This is a genomic window from Nocardia sp. NPDC023733 (assembly GCF_040639775.1).
Taxonomy (GTDB): Bacteria; Actinomycetota; Actinomycetes; order Mycobacteriales; family Mycobacteriaceae; genus Nocardia; species Nocardia rosealba.
Genome location: NZ_JBFAAN010000001.1, coordinates 965,486 through 990,234, shown reverse-complemented (window position 1 = coordinate 990,234; position 24,749 = coordinate 965,486). Strand labels below are relative to the sequence as shown.

Below are 24,749 nucleotides of genomic sequence, written 5' to 3'. Positions count from 1 at the left end.
TCTCCGCGATTCAGAGACGGCGTCCGCCGTCGACGTACAGGGTTTGCCCGGTGACGAATCCGGCGTCGTCGGAGGCAAGGAACGCGACCACGTTCGCGATGTCGGCGGGGGTGCCGACGCGCCGCAACGGGGTGATTTCGGCGGTCTTCGCCTGCAAGTCCTCGGCGCTCACACCCATCCGATCGGCGGTGGCCGCGGTCATCTCGGTGGCGATGAAGCCCGGCGCCACCGCGTTGACGCGGATGCCGAACGGGCCGAGTTCCATCGCCAGCGTCCGGGTGAGTCCCTGGATGCCCGCCTTGGCGGCGGCGTAGTTGGCCTGGCCGCGATTGCCGAGCGCCGACACACTCGAGGTGTTGACGATGGCCCCACTTCTGTTGTCCACCATGTGTTTCTGCGCGGCTCGGCTGCACAGGAACGCGCCGCGCAGGTGCACGGCCAGGACGGTGTCCCAGTCGTCGACCGACATCTTGAACAGCAGGTTGTCGCGCAGCACTCCCGCGTTGTTCACCAGCACATCGAGGGATCCGAGGTCGGCGACGGTGCGGGCCACCGCGGCGGCGACCTGGGTTTCGTCGGACACATCGCAGCCGATGCCGATCGCGGTGCCACCCGCGGCGTTGATCTTTTCGGCGGCCAGCACCGCGGCGTCGGGGTCCAGGTCGACGACCGCCACCGCGCAGCCGTCCTCGGCGAGACGCGCCGCGGTCGCCGCGCCGATACCGCGCGCGGCACCGGTCACGAAGGCAGTTCTGGAGGGCATGAATCGTACTCCTGTGTCAGACAATGGCGTTCACGCCGGTGAGGGCGCGGCCGATGAGCAGTTTCTGGATCTGGGTCGTGCCCTCGTAGAGGGTGAGCACGCGGGCGTCGCGCAGATACTTGGCGACGGGGTATTCGTCGATGTAGCCGTACCCGCCGAACACCTGGATGGCGTTGTTCGCGGCTTTCACCGCGGCTTCGGAGGCGAACAGCTTCGCCATCGACGCGGCGGTACCGAACGGCTCACCCCGGTCGACGAGGTCGGCCGCGCGCCAGGCGAGCAGCCGCGCGGCCTCGGTTTCCACCGCGATATCGGCCAGCAGTTCCTGCACGAGTTGATATCCCGCGATCGGTTTGCCGAACTGCTCGCGTTCACCGGCGTAACGCACCGACGCCTCCAGGCAGGCCCGCGCCACACCCACGCACCCGGCGGCGACGCCGATGCGGCCCTTGTCCAGCGCGCCCATCGCGATACGGAAACCCTGGCCGAGCTCGCCCAGCCGATTCGCGTCGGCGACGCGCACGCCGTCGAGCACGAGTTCGGCGGTGGCCTGGCCACGCAGCCCGAGTTTGCCCTTGATCTCGGTCCGGCCGAAACCCGGTGCGTCGGTGGGCACGAGGAACGCGGTGATGCCCTTCGGACCGGGACCGCCGGTGCGGGCGAACACCAGGGCGATGTCGGCCCAGGTGCCGTTGGTGATGAAGATCTTCGACCCGGAGAGGAGCCAGTCGTCGCCCTCGCGGGTCGCGCGGGTGATCAGGCCCGCGGCGTCGGAGCCTGTGCCCGGCTCGGTCAGCGCGAAACAGCCGAGTCGCTCACCTTCGCACAGCGACGGCAGAAACCGGCGCTTCTGCTCCTCGGTGCCGTAGGCCGCGATCGACTTGGCGACCAGGCCGAGCGAGACCGACACGATGCCGCGCACCGCGCTGTCACCGCGACCCAGTTCCTCGAGCAGCACGCAGTAGGCGAGCATGTCGCCGCCGGAACCACCGAATTCCTCGTCGATCCCGATGCCGAGGAACCCCATCGCCCCGAGCTTGCCCACGATCGCCGGGTCGACCGATTCCTCACGGTCCCACCGCGTCGCATGCGGTACGACCTCCTTCTCCACCCAGCTACGGGCGAGATCGCGCAGATCGCTGTGCGCCGACGAGAGTTGGAAATCCACAGGACACTCCTGAACCAAACGGCGTTAGGTTTACTCAGGCACCGTATCCTAACGGCGTTCGGTTAATCAAGAGGTGTTCTCCGCCCCCGGTGATACGGTTCGTGTCCCGAGAGTTCCCGCAGGAGAGGAAGGCGCATTGGCCAGGCCACGCGTACCGCTGTTGAGCCGCGATCGCATCCGCGAGGCCGCGCTGGCCCTGATCGACCGCGACGGCTTGGCCGAGGTCTCCATGCGCAAGCTGGCCGCCGAACTCGGTGTGCAGGCCGCCTCGCTCTACGGCCACTACCCCAACAAGGACGAGCTACTCGACGACATCGCCGCCCGCGTCATGAGCCGGGTCGACACCTCAGCCTTCGACACCGCGACCTGGGACGAGGCGCTGGCATCCTGGGCCCGCAGCTACCGAGCCGCCCTGGCCACCCACCCCAACTTCGTGCCCTACCTCGCCGCGGGCCCCGGTCGCCGCACCGAGAACCTGCGTGCCGCCGACGCCGTCCACGGCGGCCTCGTCGGGGCAGGCTGGCCGCCCCGCTACGCCACCATGATCGGTGCCGCAACCCGCTACCTGGTGATGGGCTCGACGGTCGGTTCGTTCGCCGGCGGTTTCGCCGACGACGTCCAGGTCTACCGCGACCGCTACCCCCACCTGAACCAGGCCCACCTGCTCCGCGCGATCGCCGACGAAATCGACGACGACAGCTTCGAATTGGCTCTGACAGCGTTCATCGCGGGGCTACAGACCACCTATGCGGCGGTTGTCGCCGACTGATCTACGGCACTGCCCGACAGCGGCGGAGCGGCGCAGGCGACCTCGGCTTCTCCGAACAGCACAAAACCGGTGGCGCCTACGCATTCGCTCCCATGCGCCACCGGTTTTGTCGGTCCCCCCGTCTGTGGGGGTTCGCCTACATCGAGGCGATCAGCCGATCGACTCGCTCGTCGACCGACCGGAACGGGTCCTTGCACAAAACTGTCCGCTGCGCCTGATCGTTGAGCTTGAGATGCACCCAGTCGACCGTGAAATCACGGCCGGCCTCCTGAGCCGCGGTGATGAAGTCACCCCGCAACTTGGCCCGGGTGGTCTGCGGTGGCGTCTCGACCGCGGCATCCACCGCCTCGTCCTCGGTGATCCGCTTCGCCAGCCCCTTACGCTGCAGCAGGTCGAACACCCCACGTCCACGCTTGATGTCGTGGTAGGCGAGGTCCAACTGGGCGATCTTCGGATCGGACAGCTCCATGCTGTACCGGTCCTGGTAACGCTGGAACAGCTTGCGCTTGATCACCCAGTCGATCTCGGTGTCGACCTTGGCGAAGTCCTGCGCCTCGACCGCGTCGAGCGTGCGGCCCCACAGGTCGACGACCGCGTCGATCTGCGGATCACGGTCCCGATTGCGCAGGTGGTCGACAGCACGCGCGTAGTACTCACGCTGGATCTCGAGCGCACTGGCCTGACGTCCACCGGCCAGCCGGACCGGCCGACGACCGGTGAGGTCGTGGCTCACCTCGCGGATGGCGCGGATCGGGTTGTCGAGGGCGAAGTCGCGGAACGACACCCCGGCCTCGATCATCTCCAGCACCAGCGAGGCGGTGCCCACCTTGAGCATCGTCGTCGGTTCGGCCATGTTCGAGTCGCCGACGATCACGTGCAGGCGCCGGTACTTCTCGGCGTCGGCGTGCGGTTCGTCGCGGGTGTTGATGATCGGGCGCGACCGGGTGGTCGCCGAGGACACACCCTCCCAGATGTGCTCGGCGCGCTGCGACAGGCAGAAGGTGGCCGCCTTCGGCGTCTGCAGCACCTTGCCTGCGCCGCAGATGAGCTGACGCGTCACCAGGAACGGCAACAGCACATCCGAGATCCGGGAGAACTCGCCGGCACGTACCACGAGGAAGTTCTCGTGGCAGCCGTAGGAGTTGCCCGCGGAGTCGGTGTTGTTCTTGAACAGGTAGATGTCGCCGCCGATGCCTTCTTCGGCCAACCGCTGCTCGGCGTCGATGAGCAGCTCTTCGAGCACCCGCTCACCGGCCCGGTCGTGGGTGACCAGCTGCACCAAGCTGTCGCATTCGGCCGTGGCGTACTCGGGATGCGATCCGACGTCGAGGTACAACCTGGCACCGTTGCGAAGGAAGACATTAGAGCTACGGCCCCAGGACACCACCCGGCGGAACAGGTACCGGGCCACCTCGTCGGGGGACAGCCGACGGTGACCGTGGAAGGTGCATGTCACACCGAACTCGGTCTCGATCCCCATGATTCGTCGCTGCACACTATCGACACTACAGCCATGACCAGTACCCGCGCGGCGCTCTGAGATCCCATTCGCATACGTGTTCACAACGATTCGGACAGTGAACGACCGTGTGCCCACGACGAGGTCGGGCCCGTGAACCGAGGTGGTTCACGGGCCCGATCACGATCTTCACGTCGGCGTCAGCCGTCCGAACCGTCCTCGGGTTCGGGCAGCTTCGCCTCGGTCACCTTCTTGCCGGTCGTCCCGGCCAATGCCTGCTCGAGCGGGGCGCCCTGCAGGCGCCGGAACGCCCGGCGCGGACGTGCCTGCTCGAGCGTGGCCACCTCGAGGGAGGACACACTGAGCACACGCTTGTCCTTGTCGGCCTCGGGTTGACCGGCCTGCAGCGCGCCGATCGCCACCTTCAGGGCCTCGTCGAGGGTGAGACCCGGCTTGTAGGCCGCCTTGAGCGCGGTCACGATCGGCTCGGTGGTGCCACCCATGACGACGAACTCGCGTTCGTCGACGATGGAACCATCGAAGGTGATCCGGTAGAGCACCGACGTCGGCACCTGCTCCGGGTAGCCGACCTCGGCCACGCACAGCTCCACCTCGTACGGCTTGAGCTGATCGGTGAAGATCGACCCCAGGCTCTGGGCGTACAGGTTGGCCAGCGAACGCCCGCTCACGTCGCGCCGGTCGTACTGGTAACCCTTGAGGTCGGCCTGCAGAATGCCGCCCCGGCGCAACGCCTCGAACTCGTTGTACTTGCCGACCGCGGCGAAACCGATGCGGTCGTAGAGCTCGCTGATCTTGTGCAGGGTCGCCGAGGGGTTCTCGGCGACGAACAGCACACCCTTGTCGTACACCAGCACGACCACGCTGCGACCACGACCGATGCCCTTGCGGGCCAGCTCGGTCTTGTCCCGCATGATCTGCTCGGCGGACGCGTAGTAAGGCAGCGTCATGCGCTGGCACCCCCGTTCACTGCGGCCTCCCGGTCGGCGGCGATCGCCGCGGCGACCTCACCGAGCCGTTCCTCGGTGACATCGGCCGCGCCCTCGGCGTCGATGGTCACCACCGTCGGGTAGATCCCGCGCAACGCGTCGGGCCCGCCGGTGGCACTGTCGTCGTCGGCGGCATCGACCAGCGACTCCACCGCGATCCGCAATGCCTGGTCCGCGTCCAGTCCGCGCCGGTAGAGCTTCTTGAGCGAGGACTTGGCGAAGTTCGAGCCCGAACCGACGGCGGTGTAGCCGAACCGTTCCTCACTGCGCGAACCGACCACGTCGTAGGACACGATCCGCCCGGCCTTGTCGGGGTCGGTCACCTGGTCGTCGTAGCCGACCAGCAGCGGGATCACCGCCAGGCCCTGCATGGCCGCGGGCAGGTTCTCGCGCACCATCTTCGACAACTTGTTGGCTTTACCGTCGAAGGTGAGCGAGACCCCTTCGATTTTCTCGTAGTGCTCGAGTTCTACCGCGAACAACCGCACCATCTCCACGGCCAACCCGGCCGTGCCCGCGATGCCCGCGGCGGAGAAGGTGTCGGTGATGTACACCTTCTCCATGTCGCGCGAGGCCACCAGGTTGCCCTGGGTGGCCCGGCGGTCACCCGCGATCAGCACACCGCCGCGGTAACTGACCGCGACGATGGTCGTCCCGTGCGGCGCGAAATCCGCGCCGACGAGCTCGCTGCCGCCGAACCTGTTGGCGGGCAACAGGTCCGGCGCGTGCATGCGGAGATGTTCGGTGAACGAGGACAGCGTCCGACCTGCGTGCAGACGCAACGGGTCACCTTGGGTCACTGGCCGCCCTTCTGCACATATGCCCGCACGAAGTCCTCGGCGTTCTCCTCGAGCACATCATCGATCTCGTCGAGCAGGTCGTCGGTTTCCTCCGCGAGCTTCTCGCGCCGCTCCTGTCCTGCCGCACCGTCGCCCTCGGGGCCCTCGTCCTCGTCGCCACCCCCGGCGCGCTTGGTCTGCTCTTGTGCCATGGCAGCCGACCTCCTCTTCCACTCAATGATCGTGCTCGTTCTTCAACCCTACCGAGCAGATCCGACAACATGGTCGATTAGCGATCGTATTGTCGCCCGGTCGTGCTGCGGATCGCCTCAGTGGGTGAGCTGTTCGACGAGATCGGCCGCCGATTCCGCCGCCTCGAGCAGCTTGCCGACGTGGGCTTTCGTACCGCGCCGCGGCTCCAGCGTCGGGATGCGGACCAGCGAATCGCCGCCGAGATCGAAGATCACCGAATCCCAACTGGCGGCGGCGATATCGGCACCGAACCGGCGCAGGCACTCGCCGCGGAAGTAGGCGCGGGTGTTGGTCGGCGGGTTGGTCATCGCGTCGAGCACATCCTGCTCGTTGACCAGGCGCTTCATCGACCCGCGCGCCACCAGGCGGTTGTAGAGGCCCTTGTCCAGGCGCACATCGGAGTACTGCAGGTCCATCAGGTGCAGTTTCGGGGCGGCCCAGCCCAGGCCTTCACGGCTGCGCATGCCTTCGAGCAGACGCAGTTTGGCAGGCCAGTCGAGCAGATTGGCGCATTCCATCGGGTCGCGCTCGAGCAGATCGAGCACCATGGCCCAGTTCTCGACGATGTCGCGCACGCGCGGGTCGTCGTTGCCTTCGCGGTCGATGAACTTGGCGACCCGCTCGTGGTAGAGACGTTGCAGCGCAAGGCCGGTCAGTTCGCGGCCGTCGGCGAGGGCCACGGTGGCGCGCAGGGTGGGATCGTGGCTGATCTGGTGCACGGCGGTGACGGGACGGGCCAGCTGGAACTCCGAGAGGTCCTCGCCCGCCTCGATCAGGTCGAGCACCAGCGCGGTGGTGCCGACCTTGAGGTAGGTCGACATCTCGGCCAGGTTGGCGTCACCGATGATCACGTGCAGCCGCCGGTACTTGTCCGCGTCGGCGTGCGGTTCGTCGCGGGTGTTGATGATGCCCCGCTTGAGGGTGGTCTCGAGACCGACCTCGACCTCGATGTAGTCGGCGCGCTGGGACAGCTGGAAGCCCGCGTGGTCACCGGACTGGCCGATGCCGACCCGGCCGGACCCGCAGATCACCTGGCGGGAGACGAAGAACGGGGTGAGACCGGCGATGATGTGGCTGAACGGCGTATCGCGGTTCATCAGGTAGTTCTCGTGGGTGCCGTAGGAGGCGCCCTTGCCGTCGACGTTGTTCTTGTACAGCTGCAGGCGCGGTGCACCCGGCACGCTCGAGGCGTGGCGCGCGGCGGCCTCCATCACCCTTTCGCCCGCTTTGTCCCAGATGACGGCGTCGAGCGGGTCGACGACCTCGGGCGCGGAGTACTCCGGATGGGCGTGGTCGACGTAGAGCCGGGCCCCGTTGGTGAGGATCATGTTGGCCGCGCCGACCTCGTCGGCGTCGATGACCGGGGCGGGCCCGCTCATCCGGCTGAGGTCGAAACCGCGTGCGTCACGCAGCGGGGATTCCACCTCGTAGTCCCAGCGGGTGCGCTTGGCGCGCGGCACCCCTTCGGCGGCCGCGTAGGCGAGAACGGCCTGGGTGGAGGTGAGGATCGGGTTGGCCGTCGGCTCCGTGGGGGTCGAGATGCCGTACTCGACCTCGATTCCGATGATGCGCTGCATGCTGACGAGCCTAGGCGACGCGCCACGCCCACACCGTCATCTCGGCTCCACGGGGTCGCCTCGGGTACCGGCGCGGCACGCCGATCGGGGCCGGGTCCCCCGGACGGGGGACCTTCGATGGTCCTCGTGGGCGATCCGGTCGGCACCGGTGCTCGCGATACTCGGATCATGAGCGAGATCGTGACGCAGACCGGCACCGAGACCGTGGCGACGGCCGGGCCACGACGGTTGCCCGCACTGGACGTCTTGCGCGGCATAGCCATTCTCGGCACGCTCGGCACCAATGTCTGGATCTTCACCGATCCCGCCGGGCTGGTCGGATATCTGGACGGGCTCGGCGCGGCCGCCGAGGGCGGGTGGATGTGGACCGAGCGGGTGCTGCAGCAGCTCGCGCAGGGCAAATTCCTCGGCCTGCTCACGGTGATGTTCGGGATCGGGTTGGCGATCCAGCAGGATTCCGCCCGGCGGGCGGGCCGGAGCTGGCCGGGGAAGTATCCGATCCGGGCGGCGTTGCTGTTCCTGGACGGTTTGCTGAATTTCCTGCTCGTCGCGGAGTTCGACGTGCTGATGGGGTACGCGGTCACCGGTCTCGTCGTGGCCTACCTGCTGGCGACAAGCGAACGCGCGCAACGCCGTTGGGTGATCGTGGCGAGCACCGTGCACGTGAGCATGCTGACGCTGCTCGCGGCGGCGCTGGCCTTCGAACCGGACGGCACCCGCGCCACGCCTTCGAGGCTCGACCCGAATCCCTATGCCGACGGGTCGTTCTGGGAGCTGGTCGCATTCCGGCTGGACCACGTTCTCACGTTCCGCATCGAGACGATCTTCGTCTTCCCGATGTCGATCGCGCTGTTCCTGCTCGGCGCCCACCTGTACCGGGCGGGCGTGTTCCGGGCCGAGGGTGCGCGAATTCGCCGGTGGCTCATGGTGATCGGTTTCGGCGCCGCCGCGCCCGTGGACTTCGCGGTCGGCGTGTTCGGCGGTGGTGACCTGGTCCTGTTCACCCGGTACGGCACCGCACCGTTCGTGGCGCTCGGCATCCTCGCCGCCGTCGCCGCCTACTACCTGCGCGATCCGCGCATGGGTTTCACCGGGGCACGCCTGAGCGAAGTCGGCCGGACCGCGCTGAGCTGCTACATCCTGCAGAACCTGATCGCCGGAATCCTGTGTTACGGATGGGGTTTCGGGCTTGCGGCCCGGGTGTCCGACGGTGCGCGTGTGCCGTTCACGATCGGGATCTACCTGCTGGTGGTCGCCCTCATCGCCTGCTTCGCCCACCTGTGGTTGCGGCGGTTCGAGCGCGGGCCGGTGGAGTGGCTGTGGCAGCGCACCTACACCGCGCTGGCCCGCGGTTGACGCTCAGCGCAGCCGGTCCTCGGGCGGCGGGGCCGCCTCGGGGGCGACGAGCAGGTCGGCGACGAGCGAATCCCGTTGCAGCGGAACACCGAGGCTGCGCGCGTTGCCCTCCAGCAGCGACAGCACCGATTCGGTGAGGATGCCCTGGATCTGTTCGGCGCCGAGCACCGGTTCCGGTTCGGCCCGCCAGCCGGCGATCACCGCGTCGACCAGACCGACCACGGCCAGCGCCATCGGCCGGGCGCGCGCCGGATCGATGCCGAAGCGGGCCAGGGTCGCGGAGAACATGTCGGCCAGCTGACCGCCCATCTCCCGGCCCGCGGGCGACAGCGTGGGGGCGCCCTCCACCTGCGGTGCGGCGTCGCTGAGGAAACGATGCAGGTTCGGATGGCGTTCGATCCAGCCGAGGTAGGTGCGGATCACCGCGCGCACCACCTCTTTGAGGGTGCCGTCGGGACGCAGGGTCGGCAGCAGTTCGGCGAGCAGCAGATCGAGGATGCGCCTGCGGGCCAGGGCGTCGAGTTCGGAGCGTCCACCGACGTGGCGGTAGACCACCGGTCTCGGCAGTCCGAGATGTTCGGCGATCAGCTGCACCGAGATCTCGTTGCCGTGTTCCTCGATGACCTCGATGGCGGCATCGATCATCTCCGTGCGGCGCCGGGCCTTGTGGCCCTGCCAGCGGGTGGCGCGCCCGTCGCTTGCGGTCTGCTCGGCCTGCGCGGATGATGCGATCACAGTGCCAACGATACGCGGCACAAAACTGACCGTGACATCGCGTTCCAGCAACCGGTGACCACGGTCCGGTTCCTGCCAGCGTAGCGCGATCGGTTCCCGCTCGGATCCCGGCCCTCGATCCCTCGGCACGGTGCGGGGGCGCCGGTATGCTCGGCGGCGTGCAGGCACGGGCGATGATTCTGGCGTACGCGGTTCTCGCGTGTGTGCTGCCCGCCTTCGTGCTCATGACGACTCCCGGCGGCGAGACCGCGCGCATGCTCGCCTTCGGTGCGGTCGCGGCCGCCATGGTGTGCGCGCTGGTCGCCGTCACCAGCGGCAGGCACGTGCCCGTCCGAGTCGCGTGTGCCGGTCCGCCCCGTTCGGCGCAGCGCAGGCTGCGTGGCGCGTTCCTGCCGCAGAGCAATCCGGACGGCGCCGGTCGCCCACGTCCGCGAGCACCGGGAATCGATCACCGCTGACGGGCCGCGCGCCTGTCGGATTCCGTGATCCCACTCCCCTGCCGTGCCGTCGCGCACGCCCTTCGGACAGGTCGTTCCGCCATGCTCGATTTCGTGTACTTCCCCGTGTCCGCACTTCTGTGGTGCTGGCACCAACTCCTCGCCCTCGCCTTCGGCCAGGCCACCGGCTTCACCTGGCTGATCGCCGTCGTTGCACTCGTTGTCACCGTGCGCGCGCTGCTTGTCAGGACAGCGCTGCGCCAAGCCAGGTCACAAGCGGTTCTGCGCACGCTGCAACCTCGCATCGACCGCATCCGCCGCACCCACAAGGACGATCCGCTCGCCCAGACGACCGAGATCCGCCGGCTGCACCGCGAGCACGGCGTGCGCCTGTTCGCGGGTTTCGGGCCGATGATCGCGCAGGCCTTCGTCTTCCTCGGCCTGTTCCATGTGTTGCGCTCGTTCGACCGGACCGGGGCGTTCGCCGTCGGCCCGTTCACCGCGACGCGCACACCGTTGTCTCCGGAGGTCAACGCGGCCACCGCGAACTACTTCTTCGGTGCCGACGAGGTCCGGGCGTTTCTCGATGCCCGCCTGTTCGGCGCACCGTTGTCGGCGACGCTGTTCGGGGCCGGCGCGTCGGCGGCTGTGTTCGTGGTGGCGCTGGTGCTGATCGCCGCGCTCGCCACGCACTGCACCGCTCGTCTCACGCCCCTGGCGGCCGACAACCCGACGGCCGCGGTGATGCGGACGTTGTCGCTGTGGGTGTTCCCGGCGGGCGCGCTGGTGAGCGGGGCGATCCTGCCGATCGTGGTCCTGGTGTACTTCGCGACGAACGCCCTGTGGACCCTCTGCCAGCAATATCTCCTCCGCCGCGCCTTCCTGCCCGAGGCCGCGGCGCCTGTCGCGGCACCGCGACGCAGAACGGCCGGTTAGTCTCGGGCCGTGTCGCCGCATCCGGAGTCCGAACTACTCGCCGTGTACGACGCCGAGGGCCGCGTGACGGGTACGGCCGAGCGGGGCGTCGTCTATCGCGACGGGCTCTGGCATGCCAGTGCGGGCGTCCTCGTCCGATCCCTGGACGGGACGCGCGTCTATGTGCATCGGCGCACAGACAGCAAACTCGTCTTCGCGGGGATGCACGACTGTCTGGCGGGCGGCGTGGTCGACGCGGGCGAGGACCCGACCGACACGGCGGTCCGCGAATTGCGCGAGGAACTCGGCATCACCGTCACGCCGGCCACGCGCCTACCGCTGCGCGCCACGGCGTCCTGGGACGGTGTGTGGGCGGGCAGGCACCTGCGTTGTCATCTGTTCGGTTTCGAGTACCGCCACGACGGTCCGATCCGCCACCAGCCGTCCGAGATCGCGGACGGCTGGTGGTGGACCGAGGCCGAACTGCGGGCCGCGCTGAGCGACCCGACGTGGCCCTTCGTCCCCGATACGCGGGCCGTTCTCGACGACCTGCTCACCGGGGACGAAGGCCCCCGAGACTGAGTGTCAGTAGACGACCACCGACCAGGTCTGCATGCTGAACGGCAGATCACAGGCGGTTTCGGAATGCCAGCCACCGAACGCGGGCTGCCCGTAACGCTCGTAGCTGCTGAACCAGTTCCACCAGGCCCAGCAGGTGACGCGTACCTGATGCCACACCGGATCACCGCACTGGGAGAAGGCGCCGGTGCCCGCAATCGGGTTCACCGAACAGTGGCCCGGCGGCTGGGCCTGCGCCGGCGCGGCGAGCATGGTCGACGCACCGATGAGCCCGGCAGCGGTGGTCGCGACAGCGATCTTGCGAAGCGATTTCATGTCAACCTCCACGCGCGTGGTCGGGCTGCTCGGTGATCCGCAGGCTTGGCCACGCTCGGTCCGAATAGATGTGCAGCGGACACGGTGTCGCGCTGATGTGAGCTACATCATCGGATCCGGCCGACACGTTACGGCCGTGCTCGAATAGTTATCGCCGGGCAATCGCGAATGGTCAGTCGAGCGCGCGCAGGGATTCCTCGTCGCGGGCCACGACGGCGCCGCCGTCGGCGGTGAGCACGATCGGGCGCTGGATGAGCTTCGGGTGCTCGGCCAGCGCGCTCAGCCACCGGTCCCGATCGGCGGCGGTGCGGCCCCAGTTCGCCATGTCGAGGTCCTTGGCGATCTGCTCGCCGGTGCGGGTGATGTCCCACGGCTCCTTGCCGAGGCGGGCGAGCACCGCGCGCAGCTCCTCGACGGTCGGCGGATCGTCGAGGTAGCGCCGCACGGTGTACTCCACGCCGTTCGCGTCGAGGTGGGCGGTGGCGTTCCGGCTCTTGGTGCACCGCGGGTTGTGCCAGATCTCGGTCTGTCCAGATGTCATGACCGCAGCCTAATCACGGCCGGTGGACGGCCCGCCCGGCCTGTACGGCAGAATAGAGCGTTCCTCCCCTCGAAAGGCAGCAGTGGTGACGCTCGGCATGGCCCTCGGCGACGCCGACCCGCGCATTTCGACGCGGTAGCGACCGCGGTTGTCCCCTGTCGTCTCCCGTCGAAGTGCTCGTCGCGTCTCACAGCACATCGACCACCGGGAGATCCCCGTGTCCACCATCACCTGGACCGAAGACAACGACCGATTCCACGCCGACTGGCATTCGGAGAACGGCACGCCCGCCCCGAACACCGTCACCGTCGCCGACGACACCCTCTCGGCCGATCACGCCTTCCGCCGCATCCGCGCGGGTGAGTCGCTGCTGTGGCGCGGCGACTACCACAACGGACGCCAGCTGCTGCAGGCACTCGGTCGCCGCGCCGACCGCCGCCCCGCGAAGCACGCGCCGACCGATCTCGGTGCCCTCTATCACCGCGAGCGGGCTCGCAAACGCACGCGCGCAAGCATTCTCGGCAACGTGCTGATCTGCCTCGAGGCGGGCAACGAACTGGAGCTGCGCCGCGCGCCCGACGTTCGGGCCGCGTGCACCGCGGCCTACGGTCGCGGCGACGGCGCCCGGGTCGTCACCTTCGCCGAACTGCTCGGCGTTCTCGGCGCCCAGCGCTGGCACGAGCAGGGCATCGAGGTGCCCGCACTTGGTGCCCGCATCCACCCGGGGTACGGGGTTTTCGCGCCGACCCGCAGCGAATACGTCGACCTGGTCGCCGACGCTCCCCTCGACCCCGAAGTCCGCACCGCCTTCGATCTCGGCACCGGCACCGGGGTGCTCGCGGTCCTGCTGGCCCAGCGCGGCGTCTCCGAGATCGTCGCGACCGACATCAATCCCCGCGCGCTGCGGTGCGCGGCCGACAATGCCAAGCGCCTCGGCTGGTCGGATCGGATCGCCGTCACCGGCCCCGCCCTGTACCCGCCCGGGCGCGCCGACCTGGTGGTATGCAATCCGCCCTGGCTGCCCGGCGACCCCACCTCCGACCTGGAACGTGGTGTCTACGACCAGGATCAGTCGATGCTGCGGGAATTCGCGCACGGACTGCGCGCCCACCTCACCCCGCACGGCGAGGGCTGGCTGGTGCTGTCGGACCTGGCCGAACTGCTGGGGCTGCGCCCGCCCGAGGAGATCGCCCGCCTGCTCGACGACGCGGGCCTGCACGTGATGGGCAAGCTCACCACCCGCCCACGCCACCCACGTGCGAGCGATCGAGACGACCCGCTGGCCGCCGCCCGCACCGCCGAGACGACCACGCTGTGGCGCTTGCGGGCGCGCTGACCGGCACATGCCGCGATACTGGGAGCCATGAGCGCCTCCGAAAACCCTTACGGAACAACGACAACCACCGGGCCCGAGCCACTGCGTCCGTATCAGAACCGGGTCAATACCTTCGTGCGCGGGCTGCTGAAGGTGCCGGTGCTGTCGCGCATCGTCGGTAAGCGGCTGGCGACACTGCACGTCACCGGACGCAAGTCCGGCAAGGTCTACGACATTCCCGTGGCCTACACGGTGCACGAGGGCACCCTGCTCATCGGTACCGCGCTTCGCCCCTGGGTGAAGAACCTGCGCGGCGGTGCCGAGGTGCGGCTCACCCGCGGCGGGGCACCCGAGACCTTCACCGCCACCGTGCATTCCGACGAAGCCGCCGTGCTCGACCTGTATACCGTGATCGCCAGGGACAACAAGCAGAACGCCAAGTTCAACGGGATCGGCTACACCGCCGACGGCGAGCCGTCCAAAGCCGACATCTATCAGACGTGGCAGCAGGGTGGTGTGGTCGTCCAGCTGGCTCCGCACTGATTCCTGTCCCAAAGCCTGGCCCCCGGCGGGCGCGGCTGGCAGGATGCGCGGTACATCGTCCGGCAGCACCCCATTTCGAGGAGACACCGCCCAGGTGAGCAGTCATTCGCAGGTTCGATTCATCGGCACCCTCCGGCGCGCGATGCTCGGCGTCGGCGTTGCCGCGGCCGCGCTCGTCGTCGTCGCGCCCGCCGCACAGACCGCGCCGCAGCAACAGGTACTGCCCGGTTGCAGCCCGGCCGCACCGGGCCAACCCAACGGCAAGCAGTGGCCTGCCGAGCCCGCGCTCACCATCGACCCGGCCGCCGCCTACACGGCAACTCTCGAAACCACCTGCGGTACCGTCGAACTGGAACTCGATGCCGCCGCGGCGCCGCGCACGGTGAATTCGTTCGCCTTCCTCGCCGGCGAGGGCTACTTCGACCACACCCGGTGTCACCGGCTCACCACCGAAGGCATCTTCGTCCTGCAGTGCGGCGATCCGACGGCCACCGGCCTCGGCGGCCCGGGTTACAAGTTCGGCGACGAGAACCTCGCGGGCGCGGTGTACCCGGCAGGCACCGTCGCCATGGCCAACGCGGGACCGGGCACCAACGGCAGCCAGTTCTTCCTGGTCTACCGCGACAGCACGCTGCCACCCAACTACACCCCCTTCGGACGGGTGGTCTCCGGCATGGACGCGCTGACCACGATCGCGAACGGCGGCGTGGCGGGCGGCGGCTCGGACGGCACCCCGTTGGCCGAGGTCGTCCTCGACCAGGTGACCACCACCGCGAACTGAGCCACAACGCACGAGGGCCGCGTCTCCGGGAACGGAGACGCGGCCCTTCGGCGCAACCGGGCTGAATCAGCCCGCGCTGATCGAGCTGAACAGGTTGGCGATCGTCTGCAGGATCACTTCGGTCAGGAAATCGGCGGCCGAACCGGTCATGGCAACACTCCCTCGTAACTGGTCTCCCTCACTGGGAGAGACAAGTGAAGCGTGCCTTATTCACTTATCCGCGCGCAGCGTTTCGGTGAAAAAAATCCGAACAGAACACCGAGGAGGCCGCGTTCCCGAAGCGGGAACACGGCCTCCGCCGGCGAGGGTTACAGGTACTGACCGGTGTTGGACTCGGTGTCGATCGCCCGGCTGGCCGAGGCGTTCTTGCCGGTGACGAGCGTGCGGATGTAGACGATCCGCTCGCCCTTCTTGCCCGAGATCCGCGCCCAGTCGTCGGGGTTGGTGGTGTTGGGCAGGTCCTCGTTCTCGGCGAACTCGTCGACGATCGAGTCGAACAGGTGCTGGATACGCAGACCGGGGTTGCCGGTGTCGAGCACCGACTTGATCGCGTACTTCTTGGCCCGGTCGACGATGTTCTGGATCATCGCGCCGGAGTTGAAGTCCTTGAAGTACAGGACCTCCTTGTCACCGTTGGCGTAGGTGACCTCCAGGAACCGGTTGTCGTCGCTCTCGGCGTACATCCGGTCGACGACCTTCTCGATCATCGCCTCGACGCAGGCCTGCTTGTCGCCGTCGAACTCGCGCAGATCGTCCTCGTGCAGCGGCAGCGTCTCGGTGAGGTACTTGGAGAAGATGTCCTGCGCCGATTCCGCGTCGGGCCGCTCGATCTTGATCTTCACGTCCAGGCGGCCGGGCCGCAGGATCGCGGGGTCGATCATGTCCTCGCGGTTGGACGCACCGATCACGATGACGTTCTCGAGGCCCTCCACACCGTCGATCTCCGAAAGCAGCTGCGGCACAACGGTGGTCTCCACATCGGAGGAAACACCCGAACCACGGGTCCGGAAGATCGAGTCCATCTCGTCGAAGAACACGATCACCGGGGTGCCCTCGGAGGCCTTCTCGCGCGCCCGCTGGAAGATGATGCGGATGTGGCGCTCGGTCTCGCCGACGAACTTGTTGAGCAGCTCGGGGCCCTTGATGTTGAGGAAGAAGGACTTGGCCTCCTTGGCGTCCTCACCTCGGGCTTCGGCGATCTTCTTGGCCAGCGAGTTGGCGACGGCCTTGGCGATCAGCGTCTTACCGCAGCCGGGGGGACCGTAGAGCAGCACGCCCTTGGGCGGGCGCAGCGCGTACTCGCGGAACAGATCCTTGTGCAGGAACGGCAGTTCCACCGCGTCGCGGATCTGCTCGATCTGACGGCCGAGACCACCGATGTCGGTGTAGTCGACATCGGGAACCTCTTCCAGGACAAGGTCTTCCACCTCGGCCTTGGGCACCCGCTCGAAGGCGAAGCCCGCCTTGGTGTCCACGAGCAGCGAATCACCCGGGCGCAGTTTGCGAATGGGCGAATCGGGGTCGTCCATGTCGTCGTACTCGGCGATCTTGGACAGCGGGCCCGACAGCCAGACCACGCGCTCCTCATCGGCGTGCCCGACCACGAGGGCGCGGCGGCCGTCGTCGAGAATCTCACGCAGGGTGCCGATTTCGCCGATCGCGTCGAACTTGCCCGCCTCGACGACGGTGAGTGCCTCGTTCAGGCGCACCGTCTGGCCGTACTCGAGGGTCTCGGCGTCGATGTTGGGTGAGCAGGTGAGGCGCATCTTGCGACCCGAGGTGAACACGTCGACGGTCTGATCGTCGTAGGTGTGGATGACGATGCCGTATCCGCTGGGCGGCTGGCCCAGGCGGTCGACTTCCTCACGCAGGGCGATCAACTGCTGGCGCGCTTCCTTGAGCGTGTCCATCAGTTTGCCGTTGCGGATGGTCAGCGAATCGATTCGTGCTTCCAATTCGCGTGCGCGATCCGGCGAGTCGGCGAGTTGCCTGCGGAGAGCAGCCGCCTCGGCGCGTACCGCCTCGAGCTCTCGCCAGGCCGCCGAATCCGAATTCTCGTTGGGGCTCATGATGCTGCTCCTCCCAGTCCCGGTCTATCAACGCTACCGGGCGCGGTCCGTTCTCGCTTTCCGACATGGTTTCGTCGTGATCACATCTTGTACGGTCGGTACGACATCAAACCACCGAATCCATCCTGTTAGGCTCCCCTAAGCCCGTACGGGGCACAGGGCGGACTACTCGCCCATCGAGCCGAAAGGTTGTTGCCGAACATGCTCCTTCCTACCCGCACGATCCGTGTCACCGTCGCTGCCGCCGCCGCAGCCCTCGCCGTCGGCCTCACCGCTTGCGGTTCCGACGATTCCTCGACGAACGCCACCAGCAGCAGTACCAGCATCTCGGCCGCTCCGTCCAGCGTTTCGGCAACTCCGGCGCCCACGGGAGACAACGCGGGGGCACCGTCCGCCGATTCCCTGAAGGCCACTCTCGTCCAGTTCGCCGACCCGGGATTGTCCAGCGACGAGAAGGCGAAGCTGATCGTCAACGGTGAGGCGCGCAAGCCCAATATCGACCAGATGAACGGCATGCTGGCCGGCTACACCCTGACCTTCGCCGTCGACAACGTCGCGACCAGCGGCGACAAGGCCACCGCCGACGTCACCATCACCTCGCCGCACGGCACCGCGCCCGCCTTCCCGGTGACCTGGGAGCGCGTCGACGGCACCTGGAAGCTGTCCGACGCCAGCGGCTGCCTGCTCCTCGGCTTCGCGCAAGCGCCCTGCACGCCCGCCTGACGTCCCGCTCCGGCCCGGGGACCCCGATGTATCACCCCGGGCCGATCGGCACCGTAGCGGCCCGCTCAGTCCCGTAAGCGGCGCACGTAGAGCGTCTGCCCGGCGCGCGCGACGAGTGTCCCGTCCCGATCGAAGATCTGCGCGGTGTGCTGGGTGAGCGACTTCGCACCGTCGGCGGTGGTCTCCCTGATCGCCGCCACCTCCTCGGTCGACAGGGTGATGTCGGTGGCGACCGTGCCGCGGCCCGGTGTGAGGAACTCGATCGACCCGGTGGTGTTCCAGATGCGGTACCCGCGCCCGAGCTGGCCGTAGGCGAGGATCGCGAAGAACGGGTCGGTCATCGAGTACAGCGTGCCGCCGAAGGCCGCCCGGTTGGGACTGTTGCGGTTCCACCACCGGACCGTGTACGTGACGTGCACGGAAGTCCAGTCGGGGGCAATGCTTTTCACGCGCACGCCGCCGAACAGGTACGGCGGGAAGACGTTGAACGCGGCGCGGTAGAACCGGGCCGATGTGCCCGGGTACAAGGTTCCCGCCGACGGGTCCCGCATCGGCTTTTCGGACTGATCGGTCATACGTTCTCCCCCTCGTGTGCCGCCGGGCGGCGATCCGCCTCCGGCGCGCGGAAATCGGTTCGGCGGATCGTATCCGAGTAATTCCACGCACGGGGTGGGTAGTTCCGCGCTGTGGTCGCGGCCCGGTTTCTGCGATGGTTGCGGCATGAGTGTTGTGCCGAGTGTGGCTGTGGTGGCGGCGAATACGCCCGCCGATCGCGATCGGTTCCTCGATCTGCTGCGGATCTCCTCGCTGGTGGTCGTGGTGGTCGGTCACTGCCTGATGCTGACCGTGTCGGTGTCGGGCGACGACGTCCGTTTCGGCAATGTGCTCGCCGATCTGCCTGCCCTCCAGCCGCTGACCTGGCTGCTGCAGGTGCTCCCGCTGTTCTTCTTCGCGGGCGTCGCGGCGGGCGCGCGCGGCATTTCCCCCGGAACATCCTGGGGCGCTTGGCTTTTCCGGCGCACGCAGCGGCTGATCCGGCCGGTCGGCTACTTTCTGGCTGCCTCGGCGGCGCTGGTGTTCGCCGCCGGGTCGGCGCTCGGACCGGGCTGGCAGCGGCCGCTCGCGATCACCAGTGTGCAGCTGCTGTGGTTTCTCGGCATGTATCTGGCGGTGCTGGCCTGTACGCCGCTGCTGGCCACCTGGGTGACCGGCACCGGCAGGATGTTCGCGACGATCGCGGCGATCGTGCTGGCCACCGCGATCGTCGACGCGGTGCGGCTCGGCGGTGGACCTGCCGAAGCCGGCTTCCTGAATCTCGTCGTGTGGCTGATCCCGGCGGTGCTGGGGATCGGCTATCTGCGCGGCCTGCTGTCCCGTCGGGTCGCCGCGTTGCTGGCCGGTGTGGTCCTGCTCGTCGACGTGGCGCTGGTCGTCGCCGGGCCGTACGACACCAGCATGGTGACGGTTCCCGGGCAGCGGTTGTCGAACCTGGCGCCACCGTCGCTCCTGCTCGCGGGGCACGCGGTGGCGCTGTGCTGCGCGGCGGTCGCGGTGGCCCCGTGGGTACGGCGGCTGGCGGCGCGGCCACGCGTGTGGTGGCTCACGGTCATCGGCAACACCGGCGCGATGACGCTTTACCTGTGGCACATGCCCGCATTGCTCACGGTGCTCGTCCTGAGTCACCTGGCCAGTGGCGATCGGGCCGGCCCGACCCACCGAGGCTTCTGGCTGCTCACCGCCGTGCAGCTGGGCGCGACGCTGGTCCTCACCGTGCTCGCGTTCCTGGCTTTGCGCGGGCTGGAGAACTCGCCGATGCGCTGGTGGGACGGCTCGGTCGCGGCGGTGCGCGGCGCCCGTTCCGCGGCCGTGCTGTTTGCTGTGGCGGCGGCCGGGCTCGCGATACTGCAGGCCACTCGCGGAGGCCTCACCACGGAGGGTCTGCCCTGGTTCGCGGTCGCCGCCACGGCACTCTTCGGTGCGCGGCTGCTCACCAGGGCATGAACGACCCACGGCTCCGCGGCGGTGTGCCCCCGCTAGGCGCGCCGACCCGCGATGGGTTCATCGGGTCGCCGCAGCACCCGGCGGAGCACCCGATGCGGGGGCAGACCGTGATCGAACTCAGCCCTTCGACGGACGACGCTGCGGCTTCGGCGTCACCGTGCCCTCGGCGAGGCGGCGCGCGCTCACCAGGAACGCGGTGTGCCCCTGCATCCGGTGTTCGGGACGCACCGCGAGCCCGACCACATGCCACCCGCGAACCATCGACTCCCAGGAGCGCGGCTCGGTCCAGCACTCCTGCTCACGCATCGCCTCGACGACCTTGGACAGCTGGGTGACCGTGGCGACGTACACGATGAGCACGCCACCGGGCACCAGCGCCTTCGACACCGCGGGCAGCGCGTCCCAGGGCGCGAGCATGTCGAGCACCACCCGGTCGACCTGCTCGCCGTCGTAGTTCGCCACGTCGGCGACGGTCAGCGACCAGTTCGGCGGGCGCTCACCGAAGAAGGTCTCCACATTCCGCACGGCGTGCTCGGCGTGGTCGTCGCGGATCTCATAGGAGATCACCTGCCCCTCGGAGCCGACCGCGCGCAGCAGCGAGCAGGTCAGCGCACCGGAACCGGCGCCTGCCTCGAGCACCCGCGCACCGGGGAACACGTCGCCCTCGTGCACGATCTGGGCGGCGTCCTTGGGATAGATGACGGTGGCGCCGCGCGGCATCGACAGCACGTAGTCGGTGAGCAGCGGGCGCAGGGCCAGGTACGGGGTGCCGTTGATCGACTTCACCACGGAGCCCTCGTCGGCGCCGATGAGGTCGTCGTGCTTGATGCCGCCGCGGTGGGTGTGGAACTCCTTGCCCTCCTCGAGCACCACCGTGTAGAGGCGCCCCTTGGCATCGGTCAGCTGCACCCGGTCCCCGATCGCGAATGGACCGGTCCGTCTGGCCGTCATGTATCTCCCGTTCTTCGAATGGAAGTCTCAAGCCTGCCAGGCGGGGCGATTCGCGCGATCGACGGGTCAGCTATTTCGCGGCAGTGAGCACGCGGTGCTGTTCGGCGAGGAGGGAGTGCGCTTCGGCTTCGGTGTCGGCGGGGACCTGCGCGACGTAGCGACCGACCGACACCAGGCATGCCCAACTGCTCTCGTCGGTCTCGGCCCAGCAGACCGATCCGGGGACGGCCGTCGGGGCAGCCATCGACTTCCATTCCCGATCGGAACCGAACTCGGCGGTGTCGGCCGCGAGCAAGGCCGCCGCGCCTGTGGCGTCGGCGGCACGGTAGACGATGCTGCCTTCGACGCCGAACGCGCTCACCCCGACCTTGTCGAACAGCGCGCGGGCCGCCTGCTGGTCGTCGGCGTAATGCGCCGCGGCGTGCCTGCCGAAGGCTCCCCGGCTCGCACCGCCCTTGCCGACGGCGAGTGCGTGGATCCCGGTGGGGTCGTAGGGGACTTTCGCCAGCTCGGCGACCGGGGTGGCCGCGAAGGAATCAAGTTCGGGGCGTTGACGTTCGAGCGCGGCGCGGATGATCTTCCCGATCTCGGGGAGCGCACCGTTGCTCATCCGGGTGAACACCACGTACTCCCGGTGCGGGGTGAAGGCCATGCCGTCCAGCCTGCCGCGGTTCGTCATGGTGACGACCCGGCTGTCCGGCGCTTCCGGCAGGTCGGTGACCACCCAGTCACCGGATTCGAGCAGACCGCTCTGTGTGGTCGCGGCGGTGGCCAGGGCGTCGGCCGCCCTGGTCGCGGACGCGCTGTCGGGGAAACGCAGGATGCCGTGGGTGAGCCACTGGGTATCGGCGCTCGTCTCGCCGCCGTTGGAGCGCTGGACGGCGAAGCCGGTGATCAGACCCTCGGCCGCGGCGGCGGCGCTCACCGCGTTGTTGTGGCCCGCCATGATCGTGAGCATCGGCTCGGTGAGGACACCGAGCGGTCCTCGGCGCACGAAGGTCGGGTCGATATCGGAGCCGAGGGTCAGCGCGTCGGCCATCCGGAAGCCCTCGGCGAGTTTGCCGGTCCGCAAATCCTGCTCGGGGCTGGTCGCGGTGGTCGTCGGTGCACTGGCCGATGTACTCGTGGCCACAGGCGGCAGTTGTTCCTCACAAGCACTGAGCATGATCATCGCGGCCACGGCCGCCCCCACCCGGATCGTTCGCATTCGGCGATCTTGACAGACACCGCCCCGATGGACGAATCGTGAACCTGTCGGTAGGTGCCGTTACCGTGGCGAACATGTCAGTGCCCCTGTCCGCGTCGATCGCCGACGAGACCTCTGCCGAACCGGTCACCCGGTCACGTCCGGCGTTGTCTCCTTCGCGCGCAGCCGATTTCAAGCAGTGCCCGTTGAAGTACCGGTTGCGGGCGATCGATCGGGTACCGGAACCACCCACGCGCGCGGCCGTTCGCGGCACGGTGGTGCACGCGGTGCTCGAGGACCTGTTCGGGTTACCCGCGGCCGAGCGTGGGCCCGACCGGGCGGCCGAGCTGGTTCCCGGCGCGTGGGAGCGGGTGCGGGCGGGCCGGGAGGGGCTCGACGAGCTGGTGGCGGCGGGCGGTCCGGAGGCGCTGTTCGAGGAGGTGCGCCGCCTGGTCGCCGGGTACTACGAGCTCGAGGACCCCACCCGTTTCGATCCGGACGGCCTGGAGGAGCGGGTGGAGGTCGACCTGGACGGTGAGATCCCGCTGCGCGGCTTCGTCGACCGCATAGACGTGGCGCCCAACGGTCTGCTGCGCGTGGTCGACTACAAGACCGGCCGCGCGCCCGGCCCCCAGCACGAGGCCCGCGCCCTGTTCCAGCTCAAGTTCTACGCCCTGGTCATCCTGCGCACCCGCGGCATCCTCCCCGCACAGCTACGCCTGATCTACCTCGCCGACAAGGTACTGCTCACCTACACCCCCGACCGCGAAGAACTCGACCGCTTCGCCCGCATCCTCACCGCCCTGTGGCAAGCCATCCTCGACGCGGGCCGCACGGGCGACTTCCCACCCCAACGCAATTCGATGTGCCGCTACTGCGACTTCCACGCCCTGTGCCCGGAATTCGGCGGCACCCCACCCCCATACCCCGGCTGGCCGACCCGAGACGCCGCCACCACCGACGTCGACCTCGGCCTTCCGCTGGTCCGCACCCCCGAAGACGTCTGATCCTGCTCGACGATCGCGCCACCGAAGATCCTCGAGCCCGCTTTCCTCTCAGGCCCGAGGGCACAGTTGGTTGGCTCAGGTCACGGTTCGGCTGAATTCAACGCAGGCGGCGTTCCTCTTCTTCTTCCAGCCTGCGGCGTTCTTCCTCGCGCTCGACCTGTTCCTTTTCGATCTTCTCTTCGTGTTCGTCCTTGTTCGACATGTGTTCGCCCCGATCCGTTGTTGTCCGGACAAAACCAAGGTTCAGCCTACGCGCCAGGATGTCGCAGGTCAGGAAGCCGCTCGGTTCCAGCGGACGCGCAGGGCAGTGGGGCCGCGGAGCGCGGTGCCCACCTGGCTGGTCACGGTGGCGTCCTCGGCCGCCGCTGCATCGGCGAGCCGCAGATCGGGCAGGCGGGTGAGCAGAGCGATCAGGGCGGTGCGGAGTTCGGCCAGCGCCAGCCAGCTGCCGAGACAACTGTGTGGGCCCTGTCCGAACGAGAGCATGGTGGTGGCGCGGCGGGAGATGTCGAACTCGTGTGGCGCGGGGTATTTCGCCGGGTCACGGTGAGCGGCGTTGACGGCGAACAACATCGGGGTGAGGGCGGGAATGTCGAGACCCTGCCAGTGGGTGTCCCTCGGGCAGGCGCGAGGCAGCAGTCCGACCGGTGGTTCCCAGCGCAATCCCTCCCAGATCGCCCACTCTGCCTGGTCCGCCGGATCGGCCGTGACCAGGGCGAGCTGGTCCGGATGAGTCAACAAGGCGGACAACGTATTTCCCAGAGCCAGCATGGTGGTGTCGGCGCCCGCCGGGAACAGCAGCCGTAGGAAGGCGAGTATCTGATCGTCGGACAAGGTGGTTCCCTCGACGCTCTCGGTGACCAGCTTCGAGATCAGGTCCGCACCGGGCTCCTCGCGACGGGCCGCGATGATCGGCAGCACATGGTCGGCGAACTCTCGCGAAGCCCGGTGTGCGGCAGCGGGATCGAGCGGGAAATAGAACAGGTCGTGCGCCCAGCGCAACACCGTCGCCTCGTCGCCGACGGGCAGACCGAGCAATCTGCTGATCACGAGAACCGGGTAGCGCGTGGTGAATTCGGCCACCAGGTCGGCAGCGCCGAGATGAGCGAAGCGGTCGATCACCTCGTGGGCGACCGGCGCGAGGAGCGGTTCGATCCAGCCGCTCACCAGGCTGCGCCGGAACGGTGGGGCGACGATGGCCCGGTTCACCCGGTGTTCGTCGCCGGTCATGCACTGCAAGGTGCGGCCGAGCACCGGTTCGGTGGTGAGCGAGTACACCGCCTGCGCCGGGAAGGTCTCCTCGTCCTTGAAGGCCGCCGACACCAGGTCATGGGTGAGCAGCAGCACCGCACGCGTCCCCGCGAAGGGGACGATCGCGTACGGCCGGCGGGCCCGCAGGTCGGCCAGCACACGGTGCAGGTCGGGCGTGTCCTGGAAGGCGAAGTCGATGTCGGTGATGTCGAGGTGGTCCAGGAGCGACGAGGCGGGCATAACATTCCTCCGGACACGAATATTCGTGTC

General features: G+C 68.4%; 26 protein-coding genes. 11 read left to right on the top strand and 15 right to left on the bottom strand.

What is annotated here, in order from left to right:
* Window positions 1-10: 10 nt before the first annotated feature.
* Together fabG and AB0F86_RS04495 are read right to left on the bottom strand one after the other, a co-directional pair.
* Entirely contained in the window at window positions 11-763 is a 753-nt protein-coding gene (gene fabG / locus AB0F86_RS04500; RefSeq protein ID WP_356981966.1) for a 3-oxoacyl-ACP reductase FabG, read from the bottom strand.
* 16 nt (window positions 764-779) lie between these two features.
* Window positions 780-1,931, bottom strand: coding sequence for an acyl-CoA dehydrogenase family protein (locus tag AB0F86_RS04495; RefSeq protein ID WP_356981964.1), 1,152 nt, complete (start codon window positions 1,929-1,931; stop codon window positions 780-782).
* Window positions 1,932-2,067: 136 nt separating this feature from the next.
* On the opposite strand from AB0F86_RS04495, the gene AB0F86_RS04490 reads away from it, so the two are divergent.
* Window positions 2,068-2,700 carry a TetR family transcriptional regulator gene (locus AB0F86_RS04490; RefSeq protein WP_181696424.1) on the top strand — a complete coding sequence of 211 codons (633 nt, stop codon included), beginning with the start codon at window positions 2,068-2,070 and terminating at the stop codon, window positions 2,698-2,700.
* Between the two features lie 136 nt (window positions 2,701-2,836).
* On the opposite strand, the gene pafA is transcribed toward AB0F86_RS04490, so the two are convergent.
* The 5 genes from pafA to dop all read right to left on the bottom strand — a co-directional run bounded on the left by pafA (window position 2,837) and on the right by dop (window position 7,774).
* Window positions 2,837-4,195 (bottom strand): Pup--protein ligase, encoded by a 1,359-nt coding sequence (gene pafA, locus AB0F86_RS04485; RefSeq protein WP_181696425.1) that lies wholly within the window; start codon window positions 4,193-4,195, stop codon window positions 2,837-2,839.
* A 164-nt stretch (window positions 4,196-4,359) separates the two neighbouring features.
* Window positions 4,360-5,127, bottom strand: a complete 768-nt coding sequence (gene prcA / locus AB0F86_RS04480) for a proteasome subunit alpha (RefSeq protein WP_225282383.1) — start codon at window positions 5,125-5,127, stop codon at window positions 4,360-4,362.
* Window positions 5,124-5,897 carry a proteasome subunit beta gene (prcB, locus tag AB0F86_RS04475; RefSeq protein ID WP_225282454.1) on the bottom strand — a complete coding sequence of 258 codons (774 nt, stop codon included), beginning with the start codon at window positions 5,895-5,897 and terminating at the stop codon, window positions 5,124-5,126. Before prcB ends, prcA begins: the two co-directional genes overlap by 4 nt.
* 65 nt (window positions 5,898-5,962) lie before the next feature.
* Window positions 5,963-6,157: a ubiquitin-like protein Pup gene (locus tag AB0F86_RS04470; RefSeq protein WP_067492090.1), complete on the bottom strand. Its 195-nt coding sequence runs from the start codon at window positions 6,155-6,157 to the stop codon at window positions 5,963-5,965.
* A gap of 117 nt (window positions 6,158-6,274) precedes the next feature.
* A complete protein-coding gene (gene dop, locus AB0F86_RS04465) occupies window positions 6,275-7,774 on the bottom strand; it encodes a depupylase/deamidase Dop (protein ID WP_181696427.1) in 1,500 nt (499 codons plus the stop codon).
* Window positions 7,775-7,942: 168 nt separating this feature from the next.
* Between dop and AB0F86_RS04460 the strand changes: the two genes are divergently transcribed.
* Window positions 7,943-9,130 (top strand): DUF418 domain-containing protein, encoded by a 1,188-nt coding sequence (locus AB0F86_RS04460; RefSeq protein WP_356981961.1) that lies wholly within the window; start codon window positions 7,943-7,945, stop codon window positions 9,128-9,130.
* 3 nt (window positions 9,131-9,133) lie between these two features.
* Here AB0F86_RS04460 and AB0F86_RS04455 read toward each other — a convergent pair whose 3' ends face one another.
* Window positions 9,134-9,865, bottom strand: coding sequence for a TetR/AcrR family transcriptional regulator (locus AB0F86_RS04455; RefSeq protein WP_356981960.1), 732 nt, complete (start codon window positions 9,863-9,865; stop codon window positions 9,134-9,136).
* Window positions 9,866-10,023: 158 nt separating this feature from the next.
* Here AB0F86_RS04455 and AB0F86_RS04450 point away from each other — a divergent pair, with 158 nt between their 5' ends.
* From AB0F86_RS04450 to AB0F86_RS04440, 3 genes are all read left to right on the top strand, one after another.
* Window positions 10,024-10,323, top strand: a complete 300-nt coding sequence (locus AB0F86_RS04450; protein WP_356981959.1) for a DUF6412 domain-containing protein — start codon at window positions 10,024-10,026, stop codon at window positions 10,321-10,323.
* A gap of 81 nt (window positions 10,324-10,404) precedes the next feature.
* Complete coding sequence (gene yidC / locus AB0F86_RS04445; RefSeq protein ID WP_356981957.1) at window positions 10,405-11,238, top strand: membrane protein insertase YidC; 834 nt, start codon at window positions 10,405-10,407, stop codon at window positions 11,236-11,238.
* A 9-nt stretch (window positions 11,239-11,247) separates the two neighbouring features.
* Window positions 11,248-11,799, top strand: a complete 552-nt coding sequence (locus AB0F86_RS04440) for an NUDIX domain-containing protein (protein ID WP_356981955.1) — start codon at window positions 11,248-11,250, stop codon at window positions 11,797-11,799.
* Window positions 11,800-11,802: 3 nt separating this feature from the next.
* Here AB0F86_RS04440 and AB0F86_RS04435 read toward each other — a convergent pair whose 3' ends face one another.
* Together AB0F86_RS04435 and AB0F86_RS04430 are read right to left on the bottom strand one after the other, a co-directional pair.
* Entirely contained in the window at window positions 11,803-12,111 is a 309-nt protein-coding gene (locus tag AB0F86_RS04435; RefSeq protein ID WP_356981953.1) for a hypothetical protein, read from the bottom strand.
* 172 nt (window positions 12,112-12,283) lie between these two features.
* The gene (locus AB0F86_RS04430) at window positions 12,284-12,652 is read right to left on the bottom strand and encodes an arsenate reductase family protein (RefSeq protein ID WP_356981952.1); all 369 of its coding nucleotides are present in this window, start codon (window positions 12,650-12,652) and stop codon (window positions 12,284-12,286) included.
* A gap of 217 nt (window positions 12,653-12,869) precedes the next feature.
* Here AB0F86_RS04430 and AB0F86_RS04425 point away from each other — a divergent pair, with 217 nt between their 5' ends.
* The 3 genes from AB0F86_RS04425 (at window position 12,870) to AB0F86_RS04415 (ending at window position 15,291) form a co-directional block, all read left to right on the top strand.
* Window positions 12,870-13,988: a class I SAM-dependent methyltransferase gene (locus AB0F86_RS04425; protein WP_356981950.1), complete on the top strand. Its 1,119-nt coding sequence runs from the start codon at window positions 12,870-12,872 to the stop codon at window positions 13,986-13,988.
* Between the two features lie 27 nt (window positions 13,989-14,015).
* A complete protein-coding gene (locus tag AB0F86_RS04420; protein WP_356981948.1) occupies window positions 14,016-14,510 on the top strand; it encodes a nitroreductase/quinone reductase family protein in 495 nt (164 codons plus the stop codon).
* 94 nt (window positions 14,511-14,604) lie between these two features.
* Window positions 14,605-15,291 (top strand): peptidylprolyl isomerase, encoded by a 687-nt coding sequence (locus AB0F86_RS04415; RefSeq protein WP_181696434.1) that lies wholly within the window; start codon window positions 14,605-14,607, stop codon window positions 15,289-15,291.
* A 308-nt stretch (window positions 15,292-15,599) separates the two neighbouring features.
* Here the strand turns inward: AB0F86_RS04415 and arc are convergent, their stop codons facing one another.
* On the bottom strand, window positions 15,600-17,360 hold the full coding sequence (arc, locus tag AB0F86_RS04410) for a proteasome ATPase (protein ID WP_181696435.1): 1,761 nt from the start codon (window positions 17,358-17,360) through the stop codon (window positions 15,600-15,602).
* Window positions 17,361-17,561: 201 nt separating this feature from the next.
* Here arc and AB0F86_RS04405 point away from each other — a divergent pair, with 201 nt between their 5' ends.
* Window positions 17,562-18,083, top strand: coding sequence for a hypothetical protein (locus AB0F86_RS04405; protein WP_356981945.1), 522 nt, complete (start codon window positions 17,562-17,564; stop codon window positions 18,081-18,083).
* A gap of 65 nt (window positions 18,084-18,148) precedes the next feature.
* On the opposite strand, the gene AB0F86_RS04400 is transcribed toward AB0F86_RS04405, so the two are convergent.
* Window positions 18,149-18,658 (bottom strand): DUF4442 domain-containing protein, encoded by a 510-nt coding sequence (locus tag AB0F86_RS04400; protein WP_356981943.1) that lies wholly within the window; start codon window positions 18,656-18,658, stop codon window positions 18,149-18,151.
* Window positions 18,659-18,803: 145 nt separating this feature from the next.
* Between AB0F86_RS04400 and AB0F86_RS04395 the strand changes: the two genes are divergently transcribed.
* Window positions 18,804-20,084: an acyltransferase family protein gene (locus AB0F86_RS04395; RefSeq protein WP_356981941.1), complete on the top strand. Its 1,281-nt coding sequence runs from the start codon at window positions 18,804-18,806 to the stop codon at window positions 20,082-20,084.
* A gap of 117 nt (window positions 20,085-20,201) precedes the next feature.
* On the opposite strand, the gene AB0F86_RS04390 is transcribed toward AB0F86_RS04395, so the two are convergent.
* Entirely contained in the window at window positions 20,202-21,035 is an 834-nt protein-coding gene (locus tag AB0F86_RS04390) for a tRNA (adenine-N1)-methyltransferase (RefSeq protein ID WP_067635738.1), read from the bottom strand.
* A 70-nt stretch (window positions 21,036-21,105) separates the two neighbouring features.
* On the bottom strand, window positions 21,106-22,242 hold the full coding sequence (locus AB0F86_RS04385) for a hypothetical protein (RefSeq protein WP_356981939.1): 1,137 nt from the start codon (window positions 22,240-22,242) through the stop codon (window positions 21,106-21,108).
* Window positions 22,243-22,316: 74 nt separating this feature from the next.
* On the opposite strand from AB0F86_RS04385, the gene AB0F86_RS04380 reads away from it, so the two are divergent.
* On the top strand, window positions 22,317-23,228 hold the full coding sequence (locus AB0F86_RS04380; RefSeq protein ID WP_225282371.1) for a RecB family exonuclease: 912 nt from the start codon (window positions 22,317-22,319) through the stop codon (window positions 23,226-23,228).
* A gap of 270 nt (window positions 23,229-23,498) precedes the next feature.
* On the opposite strand, the gene AB0F86_RS04375 is transcribed toward AB0F86_RS04380, so the two are convergent.
* Window positions 23,499-24,719 (bottom strand): cytochrome P450, encoded by a 1,221-nt coding sequence (locus tag AB0F86_RS04375; protein ID WP_356981936.1) that lies wholly within the window; start codon window positions 24,717-24,719, stop codon window positions 23,499-23,501.
* Window positions 24,720-24,749 lie beyond the last annotated feature (30 nt).

Coding starts and splice junctions, on each gene's coding strand:
- fabG (WP_356981966.1), bottom strand. CDS start 763: ATGCCCTCCAGAACTGCCTTCGTGACCGGTGCCGCGCGCGGTATCGGC.
- prcA (WP_225282383.1), bottom strand. CDS start 5,127: ATGACGCTGCCTTACTACGCGTCCGCCGAGCAGATCATGCGGGACAAG.
- prcB (WP_225282454.1), bottom strand. CDS start 5,897: ATGCACGCGCCGGACCTGTTGCCCGCCAACAGGTTCGGCGGCAGCGAG.
- AB0F86_RS04470 (WP_067492090.1), bottom strand. CDS start 6,157: ATGGCACAAGAGCAGACCAAGCGCGCCGGGGGTGGCGACGAGGACGAG.
- dop (WP_181696427.1), bottom strand. CDS start 7,774: ATGCAGCGCATCATCGGAATCGAGGTCGAGTACGGCATCTCGACCCCC.
- AB0F86_RS04460 (WP_356981961.1), top strand. CDS start 7,943: ATGAGCGAGATCGTGACGCAGACCGGCACCGAGACCGTGGCGACGGCC.
- yidC (WP_356981957.1), top strand. CDS start 10,405: ATGCTCGATTTCGTGTACTTCCCCGTGTCCGCACTTCTGTGGTGCTGG.
- AB0F86_RS04435 (WP_356981953.1), bottom strand. CDS start 12,111: ATGAAATCGCTTCGCAAGATCGCTGTCGCGACCACCGCTGCCGGGCTC.
- AB0F86_RS04430 (WP_356981952.1), bottom strand. CDS start 12,652: ATGACATCTGGACAGACCGAGATCTGGCACAACCCGCGGTGCACCAAG.
- AB0F86_RS04420 (WP_356981948.1), top strand. CDS start 14,016: ATGAGCGCCTCCGAAAACCCTTACGGAACAACGACAACCACCGGGCCC.
- arc (WP_181696435.1), bottom strand. CDS start 17,360: ATGAGCCCCAACGAGAATTCGGATTCGGCGGCCTGGCGAGAGCTCGAG.
- AB0F86_RS04405 (WP_356981945.1), top strand. CDS start 17,562: ATGCTCCTTCCTACCCGCACGATCCGTGTCACCGTCGCTGCCGCCGCC.
- AB0F86_RS04400 (WP_356981943.1), bottom strand. CDS start 18,658: ATGACCGATCAGTCCGAAAAGCCGATGCGGGACCCGTCGGCGGGAACC.
- AB0F86_RS04395 (WP_356981941.1), top strand. CDS start 18,804: ATGAGTGTTGTGCCGAGTGTGGCTGTGGTGGCGGCGAATACGCCCGCC.
- AB0F86_RS04390 (WP_067635738.1), bottom strand. CDS start 21,035: ATGACGGCCAGACGGACCGGTCCATTCGCGATCGGGGACCGGGTGCAG.
- AB0F86_RS04385 (WP_356981939.1), bottom strand. CDS start 22,242: ATGCGAACGATCCGGGTGGGGGCGGCCGTGGCCGCGATGATCATGCTC.
- AB0F86_RS04380 (WP_225282371.1), top strand. CDS start 22,317: ATGTCAGTGCCCCTGTCCGCGTCGATCGCCGACGAGACCTCTGCCGAA.
- AB0F86_RS04375 (WP_356981936.1), bottom strand. CDS start 24,719: ATGCCCGCCTCGTCGCTCCTGGACCACCTCGACATCACCGACATCGAC.